The sequence below is a fragment of the Streptomyces sp. BK022 genome (assembly GCF_004217355.1).
Taxonomy (GTDB): Bacteria; Actinomycetota; Actinomycetes; order Streptomycetales; family Streptomycetaceae; genus Streptomyces; species Streptomyces griseoluteus.
Map to the genome: position 1 here is coordinate 308,107 of NZ_SHKU01000003.1, position 19,175 is coordinate 327,281.

The following is a 19,175-nucleotide window of genomic DNA, read 5'->3' on the forward strand; positions in this document are numbered from 1 at the left end:
CTGGTTCACATCCCCCTCGGACACGCCCCGCTCCCCGCGAGGCGGTGCGTTCGGGCGGACCGGTCCCCTCCGCGTCCGCCCGTCCTTCCCCGTGCCTGCCTGTGCTTCCCCGTACCCGAGGCCCCCGCACCGCGCGCGGTCACCCGCGCCGCGACGGCCTCAGGCCGATCCTGCCCCCTGCGGCGGCGCGGGGAACGGCACGACGGCCACTGTTACGTTGTCGTGGCCCCCGGCGTCCAGCGCGTGCCCCACCAGCACCCGCGCCGCGTGCAGCGGGCGGGCGGCCGCGTCCGGGGGCAGCACCTCGGCCATCTCCTCCGGCGCCTCGGCGTAGTTCCACAGGCCGTCGGTGCAGACCAGCACCACACCGGACCGGTCGGGCTTGAACGACGCGGTGTGCGGCTCCAGTTCGTAGGCGTCGGCGCCGAGCCAGCCGGTGATGGCGTGGGCCCGCTCGTCGGCGTACGCCTCCGCCTCGTTCATCAGGCCGGCCGCCACCATCTGGGCCGCCCAGGAGTCGTCCTCGGTCAGCCGGGCCGGGGGCGCGGAGCGGTCGTCCGGCACCCAGTAGGCGCGGCTGTCGCCGATCCAGCCGACCACCAGCAGACCGGAGGCGACCACCGAGGCCACGATCGTGCAGGCCGGGGCGTTCTGGTGCGGGGCGTGCTCGCGGGCCCCGTCGGGCGCCTCGGCGAGCGCGTCCACGGCCTTCGCCGCGGCCACGATCGCCTCGTGCATCGCCGCCTGCGGATGCGTCCCGCGCGGCAGGGCCGCCAGCAGCACGTCCCCGGCGGCCCGCGAGGCGGCGGTGGACGCCTCGTCGGGGCGGGTCGCGGAGGAGACGCCGTCGCAGACCACGGCGAGCGCGGCGGGGGAGCCGTCGGGCAGCGCGGTGTGCGCCACGGTGAAGTCGTCCTCGTTGCGGTGGTGGCGCAGGCCCCGGTCGCTGATCGCGGCCACCGGGCCCGACTCCCGCTCCATGTGGTCGCGTTCGCGGGGCTGGGCGTGCCCGCAGTTCTCGCAGTAGCCGTCGCCGTCCACCCGGCCCGTGCGGCAGGCCACACACACCTGCGCGGCGGGCTCGGCACGCGGGTCGGGGGCCTGGAGCGGGTACTCCTCGGGCTCGGTCGGTTCCGCGGCCTCGGCGGGCCGGTCGAAGCGCACCCCGGACGCGGCCGGTTCGGGTGCGTGCAGCGGGGTGCCGCCGGAGTCGGTGCCGGGCACGTCGGCGGCCCGGTGGGCGCGCGGCTCGGTGCCGCCGGTGGTGGCCGGCTCCGGCTCGGGCCAGTCGACGTCGCCGTCCGGCGCGCCGGTCATGGTCAGCGTCGGCTGGTCCGCGGGCGGCGCGGGCACGGCGGACAGGTCGTATCCGCACGCGCCGCAGAAGAGGTCGCCCGGTTCGAGCGGCTCCGCGCAGCTCGGGCACCTGGGCAGTGCGGCCTGCTGGGGCATCTGTGACATGACTACACCCACGTCCGGGGGCGGTAACGGTTGGCCCGTTCCACCAGGTTGATCCTCTCCTCGCCGCCGGGCGCCAGCCGGGCCAGCGTGCGGTAGGCGCGCTCCAGGCCGAAGCGGAGGCCCCGCTCGTCCAGACCGCTGCCGAGCAGCACCCGCCCGCCGGTGACCGGCCGAGCGGTGTCCTGACCACTGGAGAGTATCCAGTCCAGGGCGCAGCCGAGGACTTCGGCCGACAACCGCTCGCGTCGCGCCGGGTCCAGCCCGTACGCGTCCAGCGCCTCGACCTGGTCCGCCGCGGCGGTCAGGTCGTCCAGGAACGGTACGTCACCGGCGGCCGCCGTGCGCCGCCGCAGCCGCGCCCGCACCGCCGCGACCCGCGCGGCCGTGTAGTGGATGGACGACTCCGGCACCGATTCCAGCGTCCGTACGGCGCCCGCCCGGTCCCCGCCCGCCAGCCGCACCCGCGCCAGGCCGAACGCGGCGCTGACGAAGCTCGGGTCGGTCGCCCACACCAGCCGGTAGTACTCGGCGGCGTTGTCCAGCTGGCCCAGCACCTCCGCGCACAGGCCGAGCGCCAGCTTGGGCGCGGCCTCGCCGGGAAAGGCGTCGTAGATCGCGTCGAAGGCGAGCGCGGCACTCTCGAAGTCGCCGGTGACCAGGGCGGCCACGCCCCGGTACCAGACCACCCGCCAGTCGTCGGGCCGCTCCTCGTCCAGCCGGGCCAGCGTCGCCAGCGCGGCCTCCCGGTCGCCGTGCTCCAGCCACGCCCGCACCCTTCTGAGCCGGGTCTCCACGCTCTGGCCGGGGGCCGCCTCCAGCGCGCCGATCAGCTCGCCGGGCGCGGAGGCCACGAGGCCGGCCAGGAAACCGGCGTCCGGGTCGTTCGGGTCGACCAGCGGCACCGGCAGCGCCAGCGCGGCGGCCGGGGTGTCGACCGGCCGGACCAGCGCGGGCGGCAAGGCGGCCGGGCGGCCGGGGCCGGGCAGCGCGCGGGCGCCGAGGCGGGACACCTCGCCGTCCAGCGCCGGGAACAACTCGGTGTCCGTCACCCGCACTTCGGGCCCGAACAGGGTCGACAGCGCGGGCCGGGCCTGCCCGGTGCTCAGCGAGACGACCTCGCGCAGCACACCGGTGAGCTGGTCGGCCATCTCCTGCGCGGAGGCGAACCGGCGGGCCGGGTCGGGGTCGGTGGCGCGGACCAGGAAGCGGTAGAAGGACTCGTAGCGGTGGAACACCTCGATGGTGTCCGGGTCGGGCAGCGAGTCGGCGTAGACGGTGGTGTAGCCCTGGAAGTCGAAGGTGAGGACGGCCAGGGTGCGGCCCACCGTGTACAGGTCACTGGCCGCCGAGGGGCCGACGTCGGCGACCTCGGGGGCCTGGTAGCCGACCGTGCCGTAGATCGCGGACTCCTCGTCGTCCATGCGGCGCACGGCGCCCATGTCGATGAGCTTGAGCTGGTCCTCGGTCTGGATGGCGTTGTCGACCTTGAAGTCGCAGTACAGCAGGTTGCGGCTGTGCAGATGGCCGAGCGCCTCGAGCGCCTCGATGCCGTAGGCGCACGCCTGCTCCACCGGCAGCGGGTCCCGCCTGCCGTCCGGGGTGCGGCGGGCGTTGGCGATCTCCTTGAGCGACTTGCCGCCGACGTACTCCATGACGATGTACCCGTCCAGCGAGCCGGTGCGCTGGTCGAGGTGCTCGACGAAGTTGTAGATCCGGACGATGCCCGCGTGCTCGATCTCCGCCAGGAACCGGCGCTCCGAGATCGCCGCCGCCATCGCGTCCTGGTCCCCGGTGTCCAGCAGGCCCTTCAGCACCACCCACCGGTCGGACACCGCCCGGTCCACCGCGAGGTAGATCCAGCCGAGCCCGCCGTGCGCCAGGCACCCCGCCACCTCGTACTGCCCGTGCACGATGTCCCCGGCGCGCAGCTTGGGCACGAAGGAGTACGGGTGCCCGCACTTGGTGCAGAACCCCTCGGTGCGCCCCGGCCGTTCCCCCCGCGCCCGGCCCACCGGCGCCCCGCAGTCCGCGCGGGAGCAGTACCGCTTGCGCTCGGGCACCTCCGGGTTGTCCAGCACCATCGCGCGCGGGTCGGGCCTCGGCACCTGCGGCACCACCACCAGCCCGGCGCCCAGCCGGCCGCGCCCCGACGGCCCCGAGGACGAGCCCGAGCCGCGCACCGACACCGAGCGGCCGCCCGGCGAGCCCGGCAGCGAGCGGGAGAGCCGCCCCGACACCGAGCGCCGGGAGCGGGCGGACTGCGAGGAGCTGCGCGGGGCGACGCCGTTGATCCCGGTCGGCGCCGAACCGACCGAACCCACCGGCTCGGCGGCCGGTCTCGCGCCGGGGGAGACCACGGGGGCCAGCCCGCAGGTGTCGCAGTACAGCTCGCCGCCGCCCATGTCCTCGTAGGTGCCCGCGCAGTCCGGGCGCTGGCAGCCGCGCCGTTCCCCGCTCACCGCTGGTCCCCCTTGCCGTCCTCCGGCGCGTTCTGCTCCAAGGCCCTCGGCGGGGCCAGCAGCTCGGCCGCCGCCTGCTGGTAGCGCAGCACCGCCTGTTCGGCGACGCGCAGGTCGCAGGGCGCGCTCCACAGCATCCGGCGGGCCGCGTCGTACCGCTCGATCAGCAGCCGGTCCTCGGCCAGGCCGTGCCGGGTGACCTTCGCCCGGTAGGCGTCCAGCCGGCCGCGCAGCTCGGCGCGGACCGCGAGGGGCGCGGTGACGGCCGTCAACGACTCGCGGGCGCGCAGCAGTTCGTCCTCCGCCCGCTGCTCCAAGGACTCCAGCAGCGGGGAGAGGCGGTGCCAGCGGGCCTGGCGGCGGTACTCGGCCGCCGTCGCCAACTGCTCCTGGAGCACGGTCGGCGGGCCGCTCACCACCGGCACCTCGGTCGCGGCGATCTTCGCCAGCACCTCACCGCGCGCGGTACGCGCCTCGGCCAGGGTGCGGTCGGCGCGGGAGAGCACGTCCCGCAGCCGGATCAGCCGCTCCTCGGCGTCCTGCCGGACGGTGAGCACCGCCTCGATCTCCCGGCGCACGTCCTCCAGCGCCCGCGCCTCCCGGTCGTACACCGTGGTGTCCGGGCGCCCGCCGCCGGGCGCCGAACCGCCCCCGGCCGGCACCCAGTGCGCCAGCGGGTCGCGGACGACGTCCTCGCGCAGCTCGGTCAGGGTGCGGGTGATGCCCTCCAGGTCGTCCCCGGAGGGGTGTTCGCCGGGGCGGACGCCGACGGAGTGCGCCAGCCTGCGGGTGCGCTGGAGCTCGGCGGCGAGCAGGTCGATGCGGGCGGGCAGCGCCGACCACACGGCGTCGGCGGCCACCACCATGTCCAGCGAGGTCGCGTACAGCTCGTTCATCCGGTCCACGAGCGCGGCCAGCGTGAAGCTCTCGCTGAGGACGGCCGGCCCCGAGGCGCCGCCCGCCACCGTGACGGACTCCCCGCGCAGCAGGCCGGTCAGCTCCACCAGGTCCTCCCGGCTGGACCAGCGGCGCCGGGAGCGGATCTCGCGGGCCTGGCGCAGCGCGTCGGTGTACGCGTCGAAACAGGTCCACAGCAGGGTTATCCGCGCCTCCGTGGCGGCCCACCGCTCCTTGGTCACACCGGTCAGCTCGGCGCCCTCCAGCAGGCGGCGGCCGGCGTGGTCCTGGAGCGCGAACAGCGAGGTCTCGATCGCCTCGTGCTCCTGGCCGAGCCGCGCCAGCGCACGGTCCACCTCGTCCCGGTCCATCACCGGCCCGGCGGGGTCCGTGACGCCCATCGATCACCTCTCGCTGCTGTGTGGTCCATCCGGCCCGTGCGTGCTTCAGCTCTCGCGCAGGTACTTCGGGGCGGGCGGTCTGGAGGACCGCGCGTCCTCGCCCAGTGTGGCCGACAGCCACTTGTCGTACGACGCCTGCCAGCCGTCGGCCCGGTAGTCCACCAGCACGCGGTTGACGCGGCGCACGAGGTCATTGGCGTCCTTCTTCATCGCCACGCCGTAGTACTCGGTGGTGAACGGCTTGCCCAGCACCTTCACCGTGGGGTCCTGCGCGGCCTGGCTGGCGGCCAGCGCGCCGTCCGTGACCACCGCGTCCGCCTCGCCGAGCTGCAGCCTGACCAGGCAGTCCAGCTGGTTGGGCACGGTCGCGGAGAAGTCCGTGGTGGCGGGCAGCGCCCTGCGCTCCCGGTCCGCCTTCAGCCTGCCGTGGGCGGTCGAACCGGCCGCCGTGCAGACCCTCTTGCCGGCGAGCGTCCCGTCGTAGCCCTTGATGTCCGAGGTGTCGGGGACCAGGAGCTGCTGGCCGGTCTTGAAGTAGGGCGCGGAGAACGCCACGTCGCGCAGCCGGTCGCAGGTGATGGTCATCGTGCGGACCACCATGTCGACCGTGCCGTCCTGGATGGCGGGGATGCGCTGGCTGGTCGGGATCGCCTTGAACTGGACGTCGTCCGGGCTGCCGAGGATGTCCTTGGCGATGCGGCGCACCAGGTCGATGTCGAAGCCCTCCAGCTCCGCGCCCTCGGTGCCGGGATTGCGGTAGCCCCAGCGGTAGCTGTTCTGGTCGATGCCCACGATCAGCTTGCGCCTGTCGCCCTTGCGGGCCTTGATGGCGTCGATGGTCGGGCCGTCCGCGCCGGACGGGGGAGGGGTGCGGTTCTGCGCCGACGGCTCCTCGCAGCCGTCCGCCCGGACCTGGCTGCCGGTCACCAGGCTCCGGCCCGCCGGAGCCGCGCCGGGCGCCGGCCGTGCCTGGGTGCGGGGGAGCAGCATCACGAACGCCAGTGCCAGCGCGCACAGCACCGCCATCGCGCCGACCCCGCCCCAGCCGCGCAGCCGGGTGCGCATCCGCGCCGCCTCCATCGCCTGGCCCCCTGTCACCGGTACTCCGAAAGCCTGCGGCCGATGCCGAACACCGCGCCCGCCGCGCCCAGGACGCCGAGCACGGCCGCGCCCCCGGGCAGCCCGCCCATGGCGTCCCGGCCGTCGGCGGCGGCCCGGTCGAACTCCGTCTGCTCGTGGCCCAGGGCGCGGGTCAGGCTCCCGTCCACGCCGTCGAAGGCCGCGCCGGTGGTGTCGTCGGCGCCGATCACCTGGTCCAGCGCGCGCTGGTAGTTGCCCCGCTCGTCCTCGGTCCGGGCGGCCCCGTGCCGCTTCTTCCACTCGGCCGTGTCCGCCAGGGCCGAGTCGACCGGGGCGCCGCCCCCGGCGTCGTCGGCCAGCCGCCGGGCGTCGGTGAGGCGGGCCTCCAGCGCGGCGAGGTCGCGGTCGAAGGCGTAGTAGTACGCGTCCCGCTTGGTGCCGTTCACCTCGACGGTCTCCGCTCCGCGCGCCACCAGGCTCAGGTTCTCGTTGCCGCGCGCCTTCAGGGCGGCGATCTGGGCGTTGTGCAGCACGTTCAGCGAGCGGATGCCGTGGTCGTAGGAGCCGAACAGCCCGGAGCGGGCCACGGTGTGGCCGGCGACCAGCCACAGCAGCACCACCACCGTCGCGGCCGAGGCGGCGACCAGACCGTGGTTCAGGACACGGTTGGTGCGGCGGAAGTCCCGGTACTGGGCGAGCCCCAGCGCGGCCAGCGCGAACAGGCCCAGCGCGATCGCCGCCCACGGGTAGGGGGTGGCGTCCGCGTAATCGGCGTCGAGCCGCTGGTTCTCCTTGGTGTACAGGTCCTGCGCGGCCGGGAGCATCTCCGTCTGCATCTTCTCGTTGGCGTACCGCAGATAGGCACCGCCCACCGGGTAGCCCTGGCGGTTGTAGACGCGGGCCCGCTCGACGAGGCCCTTGTACTCGGGCAGCAGCCGGTTCAGCTTGCGGACGGTGGCCTCGGAGGCGGAGCCCGGCTCGGTGTCGGCGGCCGCGCGGACCAGGCCGGAGGCGGCGGTACGGATGTCCGCCTCGTACCGCTCCCGGTTCGCCGCGCTCTCCCTGGGACCCACCAGAAAACCGGTGGAGGCCGCGGTGTTGGCGTCCGCCAGCGAGCGGTAGATCGCGGCGGCGCCCGAACTGAGCGGCTGGCTGCGGGTCAGCACGTCGTCGGCGGCACTCGCCCGCTCCCCACTCTGCCACGCGGTGACGGCACCGAACGCGACGACCAGCAGGGCGAGTACGGCCCCGATGACCCGCAGCCGCCCCGGCTCGGTGGTCGCGGCGTCCCGCAGCCGCTCGGCCCCCTCGGCGAAGGCCGTGCGCCGCACGGGAGGCAGGCCGGACGGACCGCGCTGGGCGGGGATGGCCGGGGTGACCGGTGGTGCGAACGCGGTTCTGCCCTGCGGCGGTTGTGTCACCTGACCTCCCCCATGGTCATCCGTTGGACGCCAGTATCGCCGCCTGCGCCCCCTTGTGCACCAGCCTTCACCGCATCTTGATCGGATCGGGGCGCGAAGCGGGGCTCTACCCCCTCTGTCCGGAAACACGCCGTAGCATTCCCCAACGGTTCCCCATCGGTCATGACTTGGAGAAACCACCCCGCCATGTGGCCCGAACTGATCGCGACACTCCCCGACGCCGCGCCGCCCGCCTCGGAGTCGGCGCTCGCCGCCTGCGCCGCCGCGCTCGGGCACCCGCTGCCCGCCGACCTCACCGGACTGCTCGCGGCGGCCGACGGCATCACCGGCGAGTACGGCACCGGGCTCGTCTGGTCCGCCGAGCGGATCGCGGCGGAGAACCTGGCCCTGCGCGGCGGCGCCGGTTTCGCCGAGCTGTACATGCCGTTCGACCCGCTGGTCTTCTTCGGCGAGACCGGCGGCGGTGACCTCTTCGCCCTCCTCGCCCGCGTCGACCGGCCCGATGTGTTCGTCTGGGACCACGAGACCGACAGCCGCACGTGGGTCGCGCGGAGTCTCGCCGACTACCTGGAGCGGTCGGTGAGCGGGGCGCTCGACCTGTAGCCGGCCTCCCAGTGCTCACGGGCCCGCTCCAGGGCCCCGGGGGTCGCGCCCAGGTGGTCGAGGCCGAGCAGGGCCGCGCCGAGGACCGGGGGAGCGGTGACCAACCGGGGCTCGGCGAGCGGCGCCCGGGCGGCCAGGCGGCTGCGGATGCCGTCGTCCAGGCGGGGATGGCCCGCCGCGAGGACGCTGCCGCCGAGCAGGACCGGGGCGGGCTCGGTGAGGAGGTCCAGGCGGGTCAGCGCGATCGTGGCCAGCAGGGTCACCTCCTCGGCCAGGCGGTCGACGAGGGAACGGGCCACCGTGTCGCCGTCGGCCGCCGTGGCGAAGAGGACCGGGGTCAGCTCGTGGCGGCGGGCGGGGGCGAGCCGGCCCAGGTGGAAGGACTCGATCAGCGCCTCCATGCTGGGCAGGCCGAAGTGGGCCGGGAGGGTGCGGGACAGGTCGGTCGGACCGCCCCGGCCGTCCTCCGCGCGGGCCGCGTGCCAGAGGGCCTCCTCCGCCAGCCCCCAGCCGCCGCCCCAGTCACCGGAGAGCCGGCCGAGGGCCGGGAAGCGCGCCGTACGGCCGTCGGGGCGCATGCCGGCGCAGTTGATGCCGGCCCCGCACACCACGGCCACGCCCCGCGGCTCGGCCACTCCGGCGCGCAGGACGGCGAAGGTGTCGTTGCGCACCGCCACCGACGCGCCCCAGGCCCGCGCGGTCACCGCGGCCGCCAACCGCTCCTCCTCCACCGGGAGATCGGCGTTGGCCAGGCAGGCCGAGACGTGCGAGACGTACGGCACCCCCGCCTCGGCCAGCGCCCGCTCCACCGGCTCGGCCAGCGCCTCCAGCGCCCGCTCCACGCCCACCACCGGGGGCCGGAAGCCGCCGCCGCGCGCGGTGGCCAGCACCTCGCCCGTCGCGCCGACCACGGCCACGTCGGTCTTGCTGTTGCCCGCGTCGACGGCGAGGACGGTCCCGGTCAGGCCCACGCCAGATGCTCCCGGTTGTGCGCGAGCAGGAGGTCGGTGAGCGTCTCGGCGTAGGCGTACTGGCCGACCAGCGGATGCGCCAGCAGCGCCCGGAACACCCGGTCCCGGCCGCCGCGCAGGGCCGCGTCCAGCGCGAGTTCCTCGTACGCCGTCACGTTCGCCATCAGCCCCGCGAACAGCGGGTCGACGCCCGGCACCGGGAGCGGCTTCGCCCCGGCCGGGCCGACCGCGGCGGGCACCTCGATCACCGCGTCGTCGGGGAGGAACGGCAGCGTGCCCCCGTTGACCGTGTTCACCACCTGGTACGGGCTGCCCCCGCCGCCCAGCAGAGCGGCCGCCACGTCCACGGCCGCCTCCGAGTAGAAGGCCCCGCCGCGCCGGGCCAGCAGCGCGGGCTTCTCGTCCAGCGCCGGGTCGGCGTACATCGCCAGCAGCTCCCGCTCCAGCGCCGCGACCTCGGCGGCCCGCGAGGGCTTCACCCGCTGCTCGCCCACCACCTCGTCGTGCAGGTAGTAGTACCGCAGGTAGTACGACGGGATCGCGCCCAGCCGCTCCAGCAGCGGGCGCGGCAGCCGCAGGTCGGCGGCGACGGCGTCCCCGTGCTCGGTCAGCAGCCGGGGGAGCACGTCCTCGCCGTCGGGGCCGCCGAGGCGCACGGCGGTCTCCCAGGTGAGGTGGTTGAGGCCGACGTGGTCGAGGTGGACCTCGCCCGGCCCGGTGCCGAGCAGGGCGGCGAACTTCCGCTGGAGCCCGATCGCCACGTTGCACAGGCCGACCGCGCGGTGGCCCTCCCGCAGCAGGGCGCGGGTGACGATGCCGACCGGGTTGGTGAAGTCGATGATCCACGCGTCCGGGTTGGCCCGCCGCACCCGCTCCGCGATGTCCAGGACCACCGGGACCGTGCGCAGTGCCTTGGCGAGGCCGCCCGCGCCGGTCGTCTCCTGGCCCAGGCACCCGCACTGAAGCGGCCAGGTCTCGTCCCGCTCGCGCGCCGCCTGCCCGCCCACCCGGAGCTGGAGCAGCACGGCGTCCGCGTCCCTCACCCCGGCGTCCAGGTCGGAGGTGGTGACCACCCGGCCGGGGTGCCCCTGCCGGGCCAGGATGCGGCGGGCGAGGCCCCCCACCAGCTCCAGCCGGTCCGCCGCCGGGTCCACCAGCACCAGCTCGGTCACCGGCAGCGTGTCCCGCAATCGCGCGAAGCCGTCGACGAGTTCCGGGGTGTAGGTCGAACCTCCGCCGACCACGGTCAGTCTCACGGGCGACTCCCTCGCATGCGACGGGCTCCTCGGCCAGCAGGAACCTAGGCGCAGGCGGGAGAGTCCGTCAACGAAGCGAGCCCCCGCGGTTCGTACCGCGGGGGCTCGCTCGGGGGGTCGCTACTTCACCGGGGGCTTCGGCGTGGTGAGCGGGTTGGTGGCCAGCGACTGCGGGGAGGTGGCGTTGTTGAACGCCGAGGGCGCCGCGACGCTCGCCGAGGGGTCGGGGGTCTCGTCCTCCAGGGGAGCGGCCGTGGCACCGCCGATGATCGGGATGCTCGCCCGGTCGAAGGCCCGCTTGATCCGCCAGCGCAGCTCGCGCTCGACCGACACCGACTTGCCCGGCATGGTCTTGGCGGAGACCCGGATGACCATGGAGTCGATCAGCACGCTGTCCAGGCCCAGCACCTCGATGGGGCTCCAGAGCAGCTCGTTCCACGGCTCCTCCTTGCCCATCTTCTCCGCGACCTCGTCCAGCACGGACTTGACCTTGTCCAGGTCCTCGCCGGCGCGGACGGTGACGTCCACGCCCGCCGTGGCCCAGCCCTGGGAGAGGTTGCCGATGCGCTTGACCTCGCCGTTGCGGACGTACCAGATCTCGCCGTTGTCGCCGCGCAGCTTGGTCACGCGGAGGCCGACCTCGACCACTTCGCCGGTCGCCACTCCGGCGTCGATGGTGTCGCCGACGCCGTACTGGTCCTCGATGATCATGAAGACGCCGGACAGGAAGTCGGTGACCAGGTTCCGGGCGCCGAAACCGATCGCGACACCGGCGACACCGGCGGAGGCGAGCAGGGGGGCCAGGTTGATCCGGAAGGTGGAGAGCACCATCAGGGCGGCCGTGCCGAGGATGACGAAGGACGCCACCGAGCGCAGGACCGAACCGATGGCGGCCGAGCGCTGGCGGCGCCGTTCGTTGTTGACCAGCAGGCCGCCCAGCGCGGAGTGGTCCACCGCCTGCACGGTGCGGTTCATCCGCTCGATCAGCTTGGTGATGGCCCGGCGCACGACCGCGCGCAGCGCGACGGCGATGACCACGATCAGCAGGATCTGCAGGCCCATCGCCAGCCAGGTCGACCAGTTCTGCTCGACCCAGCTCGCCGCGTTCGCCGCGTTCTCCTGGGCGTCCTGGAGCGAGGGCACGGCCGGGTCCGAGCCCGATGGCGAGGGAGACGGTGAGACTCCGGCGGCCAGCAGGGCGACGGGCAGGGACACGGCGGGTACCTCCATGGTGCTGCGGTCCGCGCCGGCGGGGGCGGGCAAGGTCACGGGAAGGTCACCGGGCGGACGGAACCACCACACTAACGGGGCATCGCGGGCCCACTCGCCGCTTCTCCGGAGGCTCCCTGCCCCGCCCGCGCCTGAACAGGCCATGCGGACCGGACGGCGCCGCTCATGTGGTCGAAAACACTTCGAGCCCGTTACCGGCACATGGTGGCGCTCGGAGCAGGCATGAGGGGAGACTGAACCAGATCGTCCCGGCGCGAGCCACGCGCCGCCGACGCCCAAGGAGGCCCCTGTGCCGCATGTCCTGGTCCTCAACGCGTCGTACGAGCCCCTCGGCGTCGTACCGCTCCGCCGCGCGCTCGTCCTCGTCCTGGAGAACAAGGCCGTCTCCCTCGAGGAATCCGGCGCCTATCTGCACAGCGCGTCCGTCACAGTCCCCGCACCCAGCGTGGTCCGGCTCAAGCGTTTCGTGCGGGTTCCCTACCGGGGGCCCGTTCCACTCACCCGGCGCGCGCTGTTCGCGCGGGACGGGGGCCGGTGCGCGTACTGCGGTGGTGTCGCGACCAGCGTCGACCACGTCATCCCGCGCTCCCGCGGGGGCAAGCACGTCTGGGACAACGTGGTGGCCTCCTGCCGCCGCTGCAACCACGTCAAGGCCGACCGCCACCTGGTCGAACTCGGCTGGCGCCTGCGCCACCAGCCGGCCCCGCCCACCGGTCTGGCCTGGCGCATCATCGGCACCGGCCACCGCGACCCCCGCTGGCTCCCCTACCTCCAGCCCTACGGCGCGGAGGCGGCCCTGGCCCGGATCGACGGCATCTCGGCCTAGGGCCCGGGCTCCCCGGCCACGGGAGTCAGCCGCCGGGGCGCGCCCCCCGGGCGGCGTACAGCGCGGTGCCCAGCGTGAAGGCGGCCAGCGCGGCGGCCCAGGCACCCGGCTGGGCGCCCGGTTGCACCGGCCAGGCCCAGAGGGTGGCCGCCCGGCCGTGCGCGCCGGAGGAGGCCAGGTAGGCGGCGGACACGTAACCGAAGGCGGGCAGCCAGCTCAGGCGGGCCCCGAGGACCACGGCGGCGAGCGCCACGATCCCCACGCAGCCCAGGACGTTCCGGACCATCACCGGGGGCCCGAACGTCTCCGCGTGCCCGGCGACGACCGGTGTCAGCAGGGCCGAGGCGAGCGCGGTCAGGGCGAGGAGGTGCGCCAGCCGCCGGAGCCACCAGGGGCGCACGGCCGTACGGTCCAGCTCGTCGGAGTCGGAGCGCAGGCTCGCGCCGATCGCGGTGGCGGCCAGCAGCGGGGCCAGCGCCACCACGGGCACCCGGCGGTAGGGGTCCAGGTACGCGTCCAGGGCCCCGGCCGCCCAGACGGCGAAGCCGGTGGTCACGGCGAGGGCGGCCAGGGTCGGGGGGAGAGCGCGGGAGCGGGCGTAGAGCGGGAGGCCGGGGTTCACAGGGACGGCACCGCCCCGTCGTCGCAGGAGTTCCGGGCCGAGAAGTAGGCGGAGAGCCAGGCACGGCGCCGCTCCTCGTCCATGCCGGCCAGCTTCGCCCGCGCGGCTCGGTAGGCACGCCGACGGCCTGTCGGCGCGAGGGCGTCGAAGTGGCGTTGCCGAGGGTTCGGCGCCAGATACGCCTCCACGGCGTCGTCCGCGAGTATCCGTTCGGGCCCGTCGCCGCACTCGCCGCGCAGGGACATCACCGCCTCCCACGCGTACTGTTCCGGATCGGTCAGCCGTCCCCGGACGACCGACCAGCCGAAGGGCGCCAGCGTCGGCAGCGGTGCCGCGTCGGCACTCTCGGCGTCCTGGTCCGACCAGCGCGCGGGCAGGCCGTGCACACCGCGCAGCTTTCCGGTGACCCCGGACAGGGCAGCGCGGACCTCGGGGAGCAGCCCGGAGTAGCGGGCGTTGACGCAGATGACCGGAACGGTGGAGGTGTCGCACACCTGGCGGTGGGTGAGCGGGTCCGGCCGCCACGGGCCGTTCCCGGCGGACAGCGGCAGCGCGGCGGCCAGGGCGACGGCCAGCGGCAGCAGGGCGGTCGCCCGGCGCCGAGCCGCCTGGGCCAGGGTGAGGGCCAGGGCGAGGCCGAGCGTCCAGAGGGCCATCGCCAGGGGCTGCCACCACAGCGGCAGCACGTTCGCGGCCAGGTACGACGCCGGATCGAGCGCCCACTCCTGGCCGGCGGCCAGACCCAGGCCCACGTACCCGGCCACGCCCAGCAGGGGGGCCGCGAGCGGGGTGGACACGGCCCGGCCGGCCAGATGTCCGGCCAGCGCGGCGGCGGCCAGGGCCGCGGCGTCCCCCGGCACCAGAGTGAGACGGGGGCTGTCGCCCACGGAGTACGGCCAAGTGGCGAGGGAGGCGGCGGTCACCGCCACGAGGTAGCCGACGGCCACCCAGAGCGCGACCGGCAGGGCGGAGGCCAGCAGCCGGGTGAGCGGCGGGCGGACGGCCGTACCCCACAGCTCCTCGGTACGGCGGCGCCGCTCCCGTCCGCCCTGCCGGCATCCGGCCGCGGCGGCCAGGGGCAGGCCGATCAGCAGGGAGTGGTGGAGCTGCGCGGCGGTCTCCGCCCAGCCGCCCTGCCATGTGTCGGCGGACGCGGTGAGCAGGACCGAGAGGACCAGCAGGACGGCGGCCCCGGCCCACGGTGCGAAGCCCCGGAGGACCTCGGGGCGCAAAGGATGAGCGGTCATCGCCCGGTCTCCCGTCCGGGGGCGGCCCGGTGGGCCCGCAGTGCCGCCGTGTAGCCGCGCTCGATCGGGTGGTCGCCGGGGCCGTCGGAGGATTCCCCGAGCCCGGTCAGGGAGGCGGGGGTGCCCCGGTAGGCGATCCGGCCCTCGTCCAGCAGGGTGACCTCCGTGCAGGCGGCGGCGACGTCCTCCACCAGGTGGGTGGAGACCACCACCGTGGCCGAGGCGCCCAGTTCACGGAGCAGCTCGCGGAACTCCACCCGCTGCTCGGGGTCGAGCCCGGCGGTGGGTTCGTCCAGCAGCAGCAGGCTCGGGTCGTTGACGACGGCCTGGGCGATGCCGACCCGGCGGACCATGCCGCCGGACAGTGTCCGCATCTTCGCGTCGGCCCGGTCCGCGAGGCCGACCCGCCGTACCGCCCGCTCCACGGCGGCCGGCACCCGGTCGGCCGGGACCTCCTTCAGCCAGGCCACGTAGGCCACGAACTCCCGCACCGTGAAGGCGGGGTAGAAACCGAACTCCTGCGGGAGATAACCGAGCCGGCCCCGTATCCCGGAGCGCTCGCGCGGGCTGCCGCTGTCCCGGCCGAGCAGCTCCACGCGGCCGGCCGAGGGGCGGCCCACGGTGGCGAGCACCCGGATCAGCGAGGTCTTCCCGGCGCCGTTCGGCCCGAGCAGGCCGTGGACGCCGGTGCCCAGCTCCAGATCGACGGAGTCGAGGGCGACGGTTCTGCGGTGCCGGACACACAGCCCGGTGACGCGGACGGACAAGGGGGCTCCTTGAGAAGGGGGTTCAGTGGGTGCGGTCGTACGCGGTGCGGCGGGCCGCCAGCAGCAGGGCGCTCAGGGCGACCGCGGCGGCCCAGGCCGACTGGGCCGGGGCGCCGTCGAGGCACCGGGCCAGCCGGGCGCCGATCTCGTCCGGCGACGGCGCGAGCACCGCGCACAGCCAGCCGCCCGCCGTCACGGCGGACGCGGTGAGGAATCCGGTGAGCGGGGCCAGCGCCAGGGTGGCCAGCGTCAGCGCCAGTCCCGGCAGCAGCCACGCGGCGGCGGCCGGGGCGCCGGACGCGGGCAGCAGCAGCCCGGTGAGGGTCAGCACCGGCAGGCTCACCGCGAGCACGGCCGCCGTCCGGGTCAGGGCCAGCCGGAGCCCGCCGCCGGGTGTGGAGGCGGCCAGCTCGTACAGCGGGTCGGCGTGCGGGCCGTAGGACAGGGCGACCCCGGCCACCGGCACCACCGGGGCGAAGGCCAGCAGCAGGTTGCGCGCCTCCGGGGCGCCGCCGAGATGGCCCAGCAGCAGCGCGGCCCCGGCCACCACCAGCAGCGCCGCCGACCAGGCGCCGCGCACGGCGGGACCCGCCGCCCACCACAGCCTGCTGAACCGGGTGGCGCCGGTTGCCGACCCCTGTACGGCGACCGGCGCACCCTCCGGCACAGCGGCGGCCAGCACCGCGCCCCGCACGTCCGTCAGCACCGGCCCCGCCGCCGTGGCCCGTACCGCCGCCGAGACGCGGGACGCGCACCCCGCGCAGGTCTCCAGGTGCTTCTCCAGGGACCAGGCGTCCGGCTCCGGCAGGGTGCCGCCGGCGTACCGGGCGGCCTGGGCCTCGCTCGTGTGCCACTGCCTGCTCATGCCGGGCCTCCCAGCGGGGACGGGTTCAACTGGGCGAGTGCTTCCCGCAGTTCGGTACGGGCGCGGCGGGCGCGGGACTTGACGGTGCCCTCGGGTATGCCGAGCAGCCGGGCCGTCTCGCGGGTGGTCAGGCCGTCGACCACGGTCGCGCGCAGCACCTCGCGCAGCTCGGGGGAGATCCGGTCCAGGGCGGTGCCGACATCGCCGTACTCCAGCCCGGCCAGCACCCGGTCCTCGGCGGACGGCACGGCGGCCGTCTCCGGCTCCGGCGCGGCCCGCGCGGTGCGCTCCTGGGCGCGGCGGGCGTCGACCAGGCGCCGGGCCGCGATCGTCCACAGCCAGCCGCCCGCCTCCGCGCCCCGGTGGCCGGCAGCCGAACGCCACACCGTGACGAAGGTGTCCTGGAGCACCTCCCGGACCACCTCCGGGTCGGCGCAGCGCCGGGCCAGCCGGGCGTGCAGCCATCCCGCGTGCCGGTCGTACAGGTCGGCGAGCGCCGCCTGGTCGCCGGCCGCGACGGCCCGCAGCAGGGCACCGTCGTCCTTCTCCCGGTGGCCCCCCATGGGGCGGAACAGTCTCACACCCCCTCTATCGCCCCGCCCGCGAGCGATGGATCACTCTCACGCGCGGGCGTGGCATCCGCGTCGTTGGGTAGGGCTGGGTAATCCGGCAAAACGCACCCGCCCCCCGTGACCAAGGAGGCTCCCGTGGCCGCAGCGGCTCACCTGTTCCTGCCCGCCCAGTGGAAACCCGAGGCGGAGACGCCCGCCGACCGCGCCTTCAGCGCGGAGAGCGCCTGCGTGGAGGCGCCGCTCACCAGCGAGCCCCCGCTGCCCGGCGCCGAGCCGCTGACCAGCGAGCCCCCGCTCGCCGACACCGTCCCCCTCACCGGTGACGCCGACCCGGCCCCCCTCACCGGTGACGCCGACCCCGTCCCGGTCCGCTTCGGCCCGGCCGAGTAGATGGCCGCGGCGCTGGACGACGACGAGCTGCGCGCGCTCGCGGAGCTGCACGGCGTAGCCACCTCCTACAGCCCCTCCCCGGAGATCATCGTCGCGGTGCCCGCCCCGGCCGTGATCGCCGCCCTGGCCGCCCTGGACGTCGACGCGAGCACCCCGGACGCCGTCCGTACCGCGCTCGCCGAGCGGGAGCGCGAGCTGCGGGAGCGGCTGCTGCCGCCCACCGTGGTCCGCTGGACCGGCCAGCCCGCCGCAGGGACCGGTACCCCCGCCCTGCCGGACCCCTTCGACGTCCTGCCGCCCGGCACCCGGGTGGAGATCGACACCGAGCAGGGCGAGCGGCACACCTCCGTCGGCGACCTCCCCACCGGCGTCCACCACGTCACCGTCACCGCCCCCGACGGACGCACCGGCCACGCCCACCTCATCGTCGCGCCCGAGCGCCTCCCCGCCCCGGTGGGCCGCTCCTACGGCCTGCTCGCCCAGCTCTACTCCGTGCTCTCCCACCGCTCCTGGGGCATGGGCGACCTCGGGGACCTCGCCGAGCTGGCGGCCTGGGCCGGCCGGACCCACGGCGCCGGATTCGTGCAGGTCAACCCGTTGCACGCGGCCGTACCCGGCGCCCCCACCGACCCCTCTCCCTACCGGCCGTCCTCCCGCCGCTTCCCCGACCCGGTGCACCTGCGCGTCGAGGACGTCCCGGAGTACTCCTACGCCGAGCTGAACCCCCGGCTGCGCGAGCGGGCCGAGCGGCTGCGTGCCGACGTGCTCGACAAGGGCGCCCTCATCGACCGCGACGCGGTGTGGGAGCTGAAGCGGCAGGCGCTGGAACAGGTCGTACGGGTCCCGCTCGGCCCCGGCCGGCAGGCCGCGTACGACGCCTTCCGCGCGGAGGAGGGCCAGGCGCTCGAGGACCACGCCACCTGGTACGCGCTCGCCGAGGAGCACGGCCCGGACTGGCGGACCTGGCCCGAGCCGCTGCGCGACCCCCGCTCGGCGGAGACCGCGCGCGCCCGCGCCCGCCTCGCCGATCGCGTCGAGTTCCACACCCGGCTCGCCTGGCTCACCGACGGGCAGCTCCGCGCCGCCCAGCGGGCCGCCGAGGAGGCCGGGATGCCGATCGGGATCGTGCACGACCTCGCGGTCGGCGTGCATCCGGTCGGCGCCGACGCCTGGTCCCAGCAGGACCACTTCGCCGCCGGGATGTCGGTCGGCGCCCCGCCCGACGCGTTCAACGCGCGCGGCCAGGACTGGGGCCTGCCGCCCTGGCGCCCGGACCGGCTCGCGGAGTCCGGCCATCTGCCGTACCGGCTGCTGCTGCGCGCCCTGTTCCGGTACGCGGGCGCGCTGCGCATCGACCACGTGATGGGCCTGTTCCGGCTCTGGTGGGTCCCCGAGGGCAGCCCGCCCACCGACGGCACCTACGTCCGCTACGACGCCGAGGCGATGCTCGCCCTGCTCGCGCTGGAGGCGTCCCGCGCGGGCGCGCTGGTGATCGGGGAGGACCTGGGCACCGTCGAGCCCGGCGTACGGGAGACGCTCCAGCGGCGCGGGGTGCTGGGCACCTCCGTGCTGTGGTTCGAGCGGGACTGGACCGGCGACGGCCGGCCGCTGCCGCCGGAGAGCTGGCGCGAGGACTGCCTGGCCACCGCGACCACGCACGATCTGCCGCCCACGGCCGCCCGGCTCACCGGTGAGCACGTCGACCTGCGGGAGAAGCTCGGCCTGCTGGTCAAGTCCGGCGCCGACGAACGGGCGGACGCGGTCGCGGACACCGCCGAGTGGCTGGCGCTGCTCGGCAGCCTCGGGCTGCTGGACGCCCCGGCCGCCGGACCGCCCGGGAGCGACGAGGAGGCCGAGATCCAGGGCTTCCACCGGTTCCTGCTGCGCACCCCGGCCCGGCTGGTCGGCATCTGGCTCCCGGACGGCATCGGGGACCGGCGCCCGCAGAACGTGCCCGGCACCTGGGACCAGTACCCGAACTGGCGCCTGCCGGTGTCCGACCCCCAGGGGCGTCCGGTGCCGCTGGAGGAGCTGACGGCGTCGCCGAGGCTGGGGGCGCTGCTGGCCACGGTGCGGGCGGGGCTGGGGCACAGCGGGCCCTGAGGGG

At 75.5% G+C, this 19,175-nt stretch carries 17 protein-coding genes; 4 read left to right on the forward strand and 13 right to left on the reverse strand.

Translation table 11 applies throughout. The features are described from left to right. Nucleotides 1-159 precede the first annotated feature (159 nt). The 5 genes from EV284_RS12920 to EV284_RS12940 are packed head-to-tail and all read right to left on the reverse strand — an operon-like array spanning nt 160 to nt 7,638. Nucleotides 160-1,461, reverse strand: a complete 1,302-nt coding sequence (locus tag EV284_RS12920) for a PP2C family serine/threonine-protein phosphatase (RefSeq protein WP_130333484.1) — start codon at nt 1,459-1,461, stop codon at nt 160-162. Between the two features lie 2 nt (nt 1,462-1,463). Beyond that, on the reverse strand, nt 1,464-3,920 hold the full coding sequence (locus EV284_RS12925) for a serine/threonine-protein kinase (RefSeq protein ID WP_130333486.1): 2,457 nt from the start codon (nt 3,918-3,920) through the stop codon (nt 1,464-1,466). Then, complete coding sequence (locus tag EV284_RS12930; RefSeq protein WP_130333488.1) at nt 3,917-5,218, reverse strand: hypothetical protein; 1,302 nt, start codon at nt 5,216-5,218, stop codon at nt 3,917-3,919. Before EV284_RS12930 ends, EV284_RS12925 begins: the two co-directional genes overlap by 4 nt. 45 nt (nt 5,219-5,263) lie before the next feature. Continuing rightward, nucleotides 5,264-6,298, reverse strand: coding sequence for a glutamate ABC transporter substrate-binding protein (locus tag EV284_RS12935; protein WP_130334678.1), 1,035 nt, complete (start codon nt 6,296-6,298; stop codon nt 5,264-5,266). Between the two features lie 14 nt (nt 6,299-6,312). Further along, the gene (locus tag EV284_RS12940; RefSeq protein WP_130334680.1) at nt 6,313-7,638 is read right to left on the reverse strand and encodes a hypothetical protein; all 1,326 of its coding nucleotides are present in this window, start codon (nt 7,636-7,638) and stop codon (nt 6,313-6,315) included. 243 nt (nt 7,639-7,881) lie between these two features. Here EV284_RS12940 and EV284_RS12945 point away from each other — a divergent pair, with 243 nt between their 5' ends. Beyond that, nucleotides 7,882-8,322 carry an SMI1/KNR4 family protein gene (locus EV284_RS12945; RefSeq protein ID WP_242625664.1) on the forward strand — a complete coding sequence of 147 codons (441 nt, stop codon included), beginning with the start codon at nt 7,882-7,884 and terminating at the stop codon, nt 8,320-8,322. Here EV284_RS12945 and EV284_RS12950 read toward each other — a convergent pair. From EV284_RS12950 to EV284_RS12960, 3 genes are all read right to left on the reverse strand, one after another. Beyond that, a complete protein-coding gene (locus EV284_RS12950; protein WP_130333490.1) occupies nt 8,283-9,293 on the reverse strand; it encodes a BadF/BadG/BcrA/BcrD ATPase family protein in 1,011 nt (336 codons plus the stop codon). The two genes, EV284_RS12945 and EV284_RS12950, sit on opposite strands and share 40 nt — an antisense overlap. Beyond that, nucleotides 9,284-10,549 (reverse strand): 6-phospho-beta-glucosidase, encoded by a 1,266-nt coding sequence (locus tag EV284_RS12955; protein WP_130333492.1) that lies wholly within the window; start codon nt 10,547-10,549, stop codon nt 9,284-9,286. The genes EV284_RS12950 and EV284_RS12955 overlap by 10 nt, the downstream gene beginning before the upstream one ends. Nucleotides 10,550-10,669: 120 nt before the next feature. Continuing rightward, entirely contained in the window at nt 10,670-11,779 is a 1,110-nt protein-coding gene (locus EV284_RS12960; RefSeq protein WP_130334684.1) for a mechanosensitive ion channel family protein, read from the reverse strand. Nucleotides 11,780-12,068: 289 nt separating this feature from the next. Here EV284_RS12960 and EV284_RS12965 point away from each other — a divergent pair, with 289 nt between their 5' ends. Continuing rightward, entirely contained in the window at nt 12,069-12,605 is a 537-nt protein-coding gene (locus tag EV284_RS12965) for an HNH endonuclease (RefSeq protein WP_031182313.1), read from the forward strand. A 25-nt stretch (nt 12,606-12,630) separates the two neighbouring features. Here the strand turns inward: EV284_RS12965 and EV284_RS12970 are convergent, their stop codons facing one another. The 5 genes from EV284_RS12970 to EV284_RS12990 are packed head-to-tail and all read right to left on the reverse strand — an operon-like array spanning nt 12,631 to nt 16,669. Beyond that, on the reverse strand, nt 12,631-13,227 hold the full coding sequence (locus EV284_RS12970; protein WP_130333494.1) for a hypothetical protein: 597 nt from the start codon (nt 13,225-13,227) through the stop codon (nt 12,631-12,633). Next, nucleotides 13,224-14,474: a hypothetical protein gene (locus EV284_RS12975; protein WP_130333496.1), complete on the reverse strand. Its 1,251-nt coding sequence runs from the start codon at nt 14,472-14,474 to the stop codon at nt 13,224-13,226. Before EV284_RS12975 ends, EV284_RS12970 begins: the two co-directional genes overlap by 4 nt. Beyond that, nucleotides 14,471-15,241 carry an ABC transporter ATP-binding protein gene (locus EV284_RS12980; protein ID WP_130333498.1) on the reverse strand — a complete coding sequence of 257 codons (771 nt, stop codon included), beginning with the start codon at nt 15,239-15,241 and terminating at the stop codon, nt 14,471-14,473. Before EV284_RS12980 ends, EV284_RS12975 begins: the two co-directional genes overlap by 4 nt. Nucleotides 15,242-15,263: 22 nt before the next feature. After that, complete coding sequence (locus tag EV284_RS12985; RefSeq protein ID WP_130333500.1) at nt 15,264-16,106, reverse strand: zf-HC2 domain-containing protein; 843 nt, start codon at nt 16,104-16,106, stop codon at nt 15,264-15,266. Then, nucleotides 16,103-16,669, reverse strand: coding sequence for an RNA polymerase sigma factor (locus EV284_RS12990; protein WP_130334686.1), 567 nt, complete (start codon nt 16,667-16,669; stop codon nt 16,103-16,105). The genes EV284_RS12985 and EV284_RS12990 overlap by 4 nt, the downstream gene beginning before the upstream one ends. Nucleotides 16,670-16,813: 144 nt before the next feature. Between EV284_RS12990 and EV284_RS12995 the strand changes: the two genes are divergently transcribed. Both EV284_RS12995 and malQ read left to right on the forward strand, forming a co-directional pair. Continuing rightward, nucleotides 16,814-17,068 (forward strand): hypothetical protein, encoded by a 255-nt coding sequence (locus EV284_RS12995; RefSeq protein ID WP_130333502.1) that lies wholly within the window; start codon nt 16,814-16,816, stop codon nt 17,066-17,068. Continuing rightward, nucleotides 17,069-19,171 (forward strand): 4-alpha-glucanotransferase, encoded by a 2,103-nt coding sequence (malQ, locus tag EV284_RS13000; RefSeq protein WP_130333504.1) that lies wholly within the window; start codon nt 17,069-17,071, stop codon nt 19,169-19,171. The last annotated feature ends 4 nt before the right edge of the window (nt 19,172-19,175 follow it).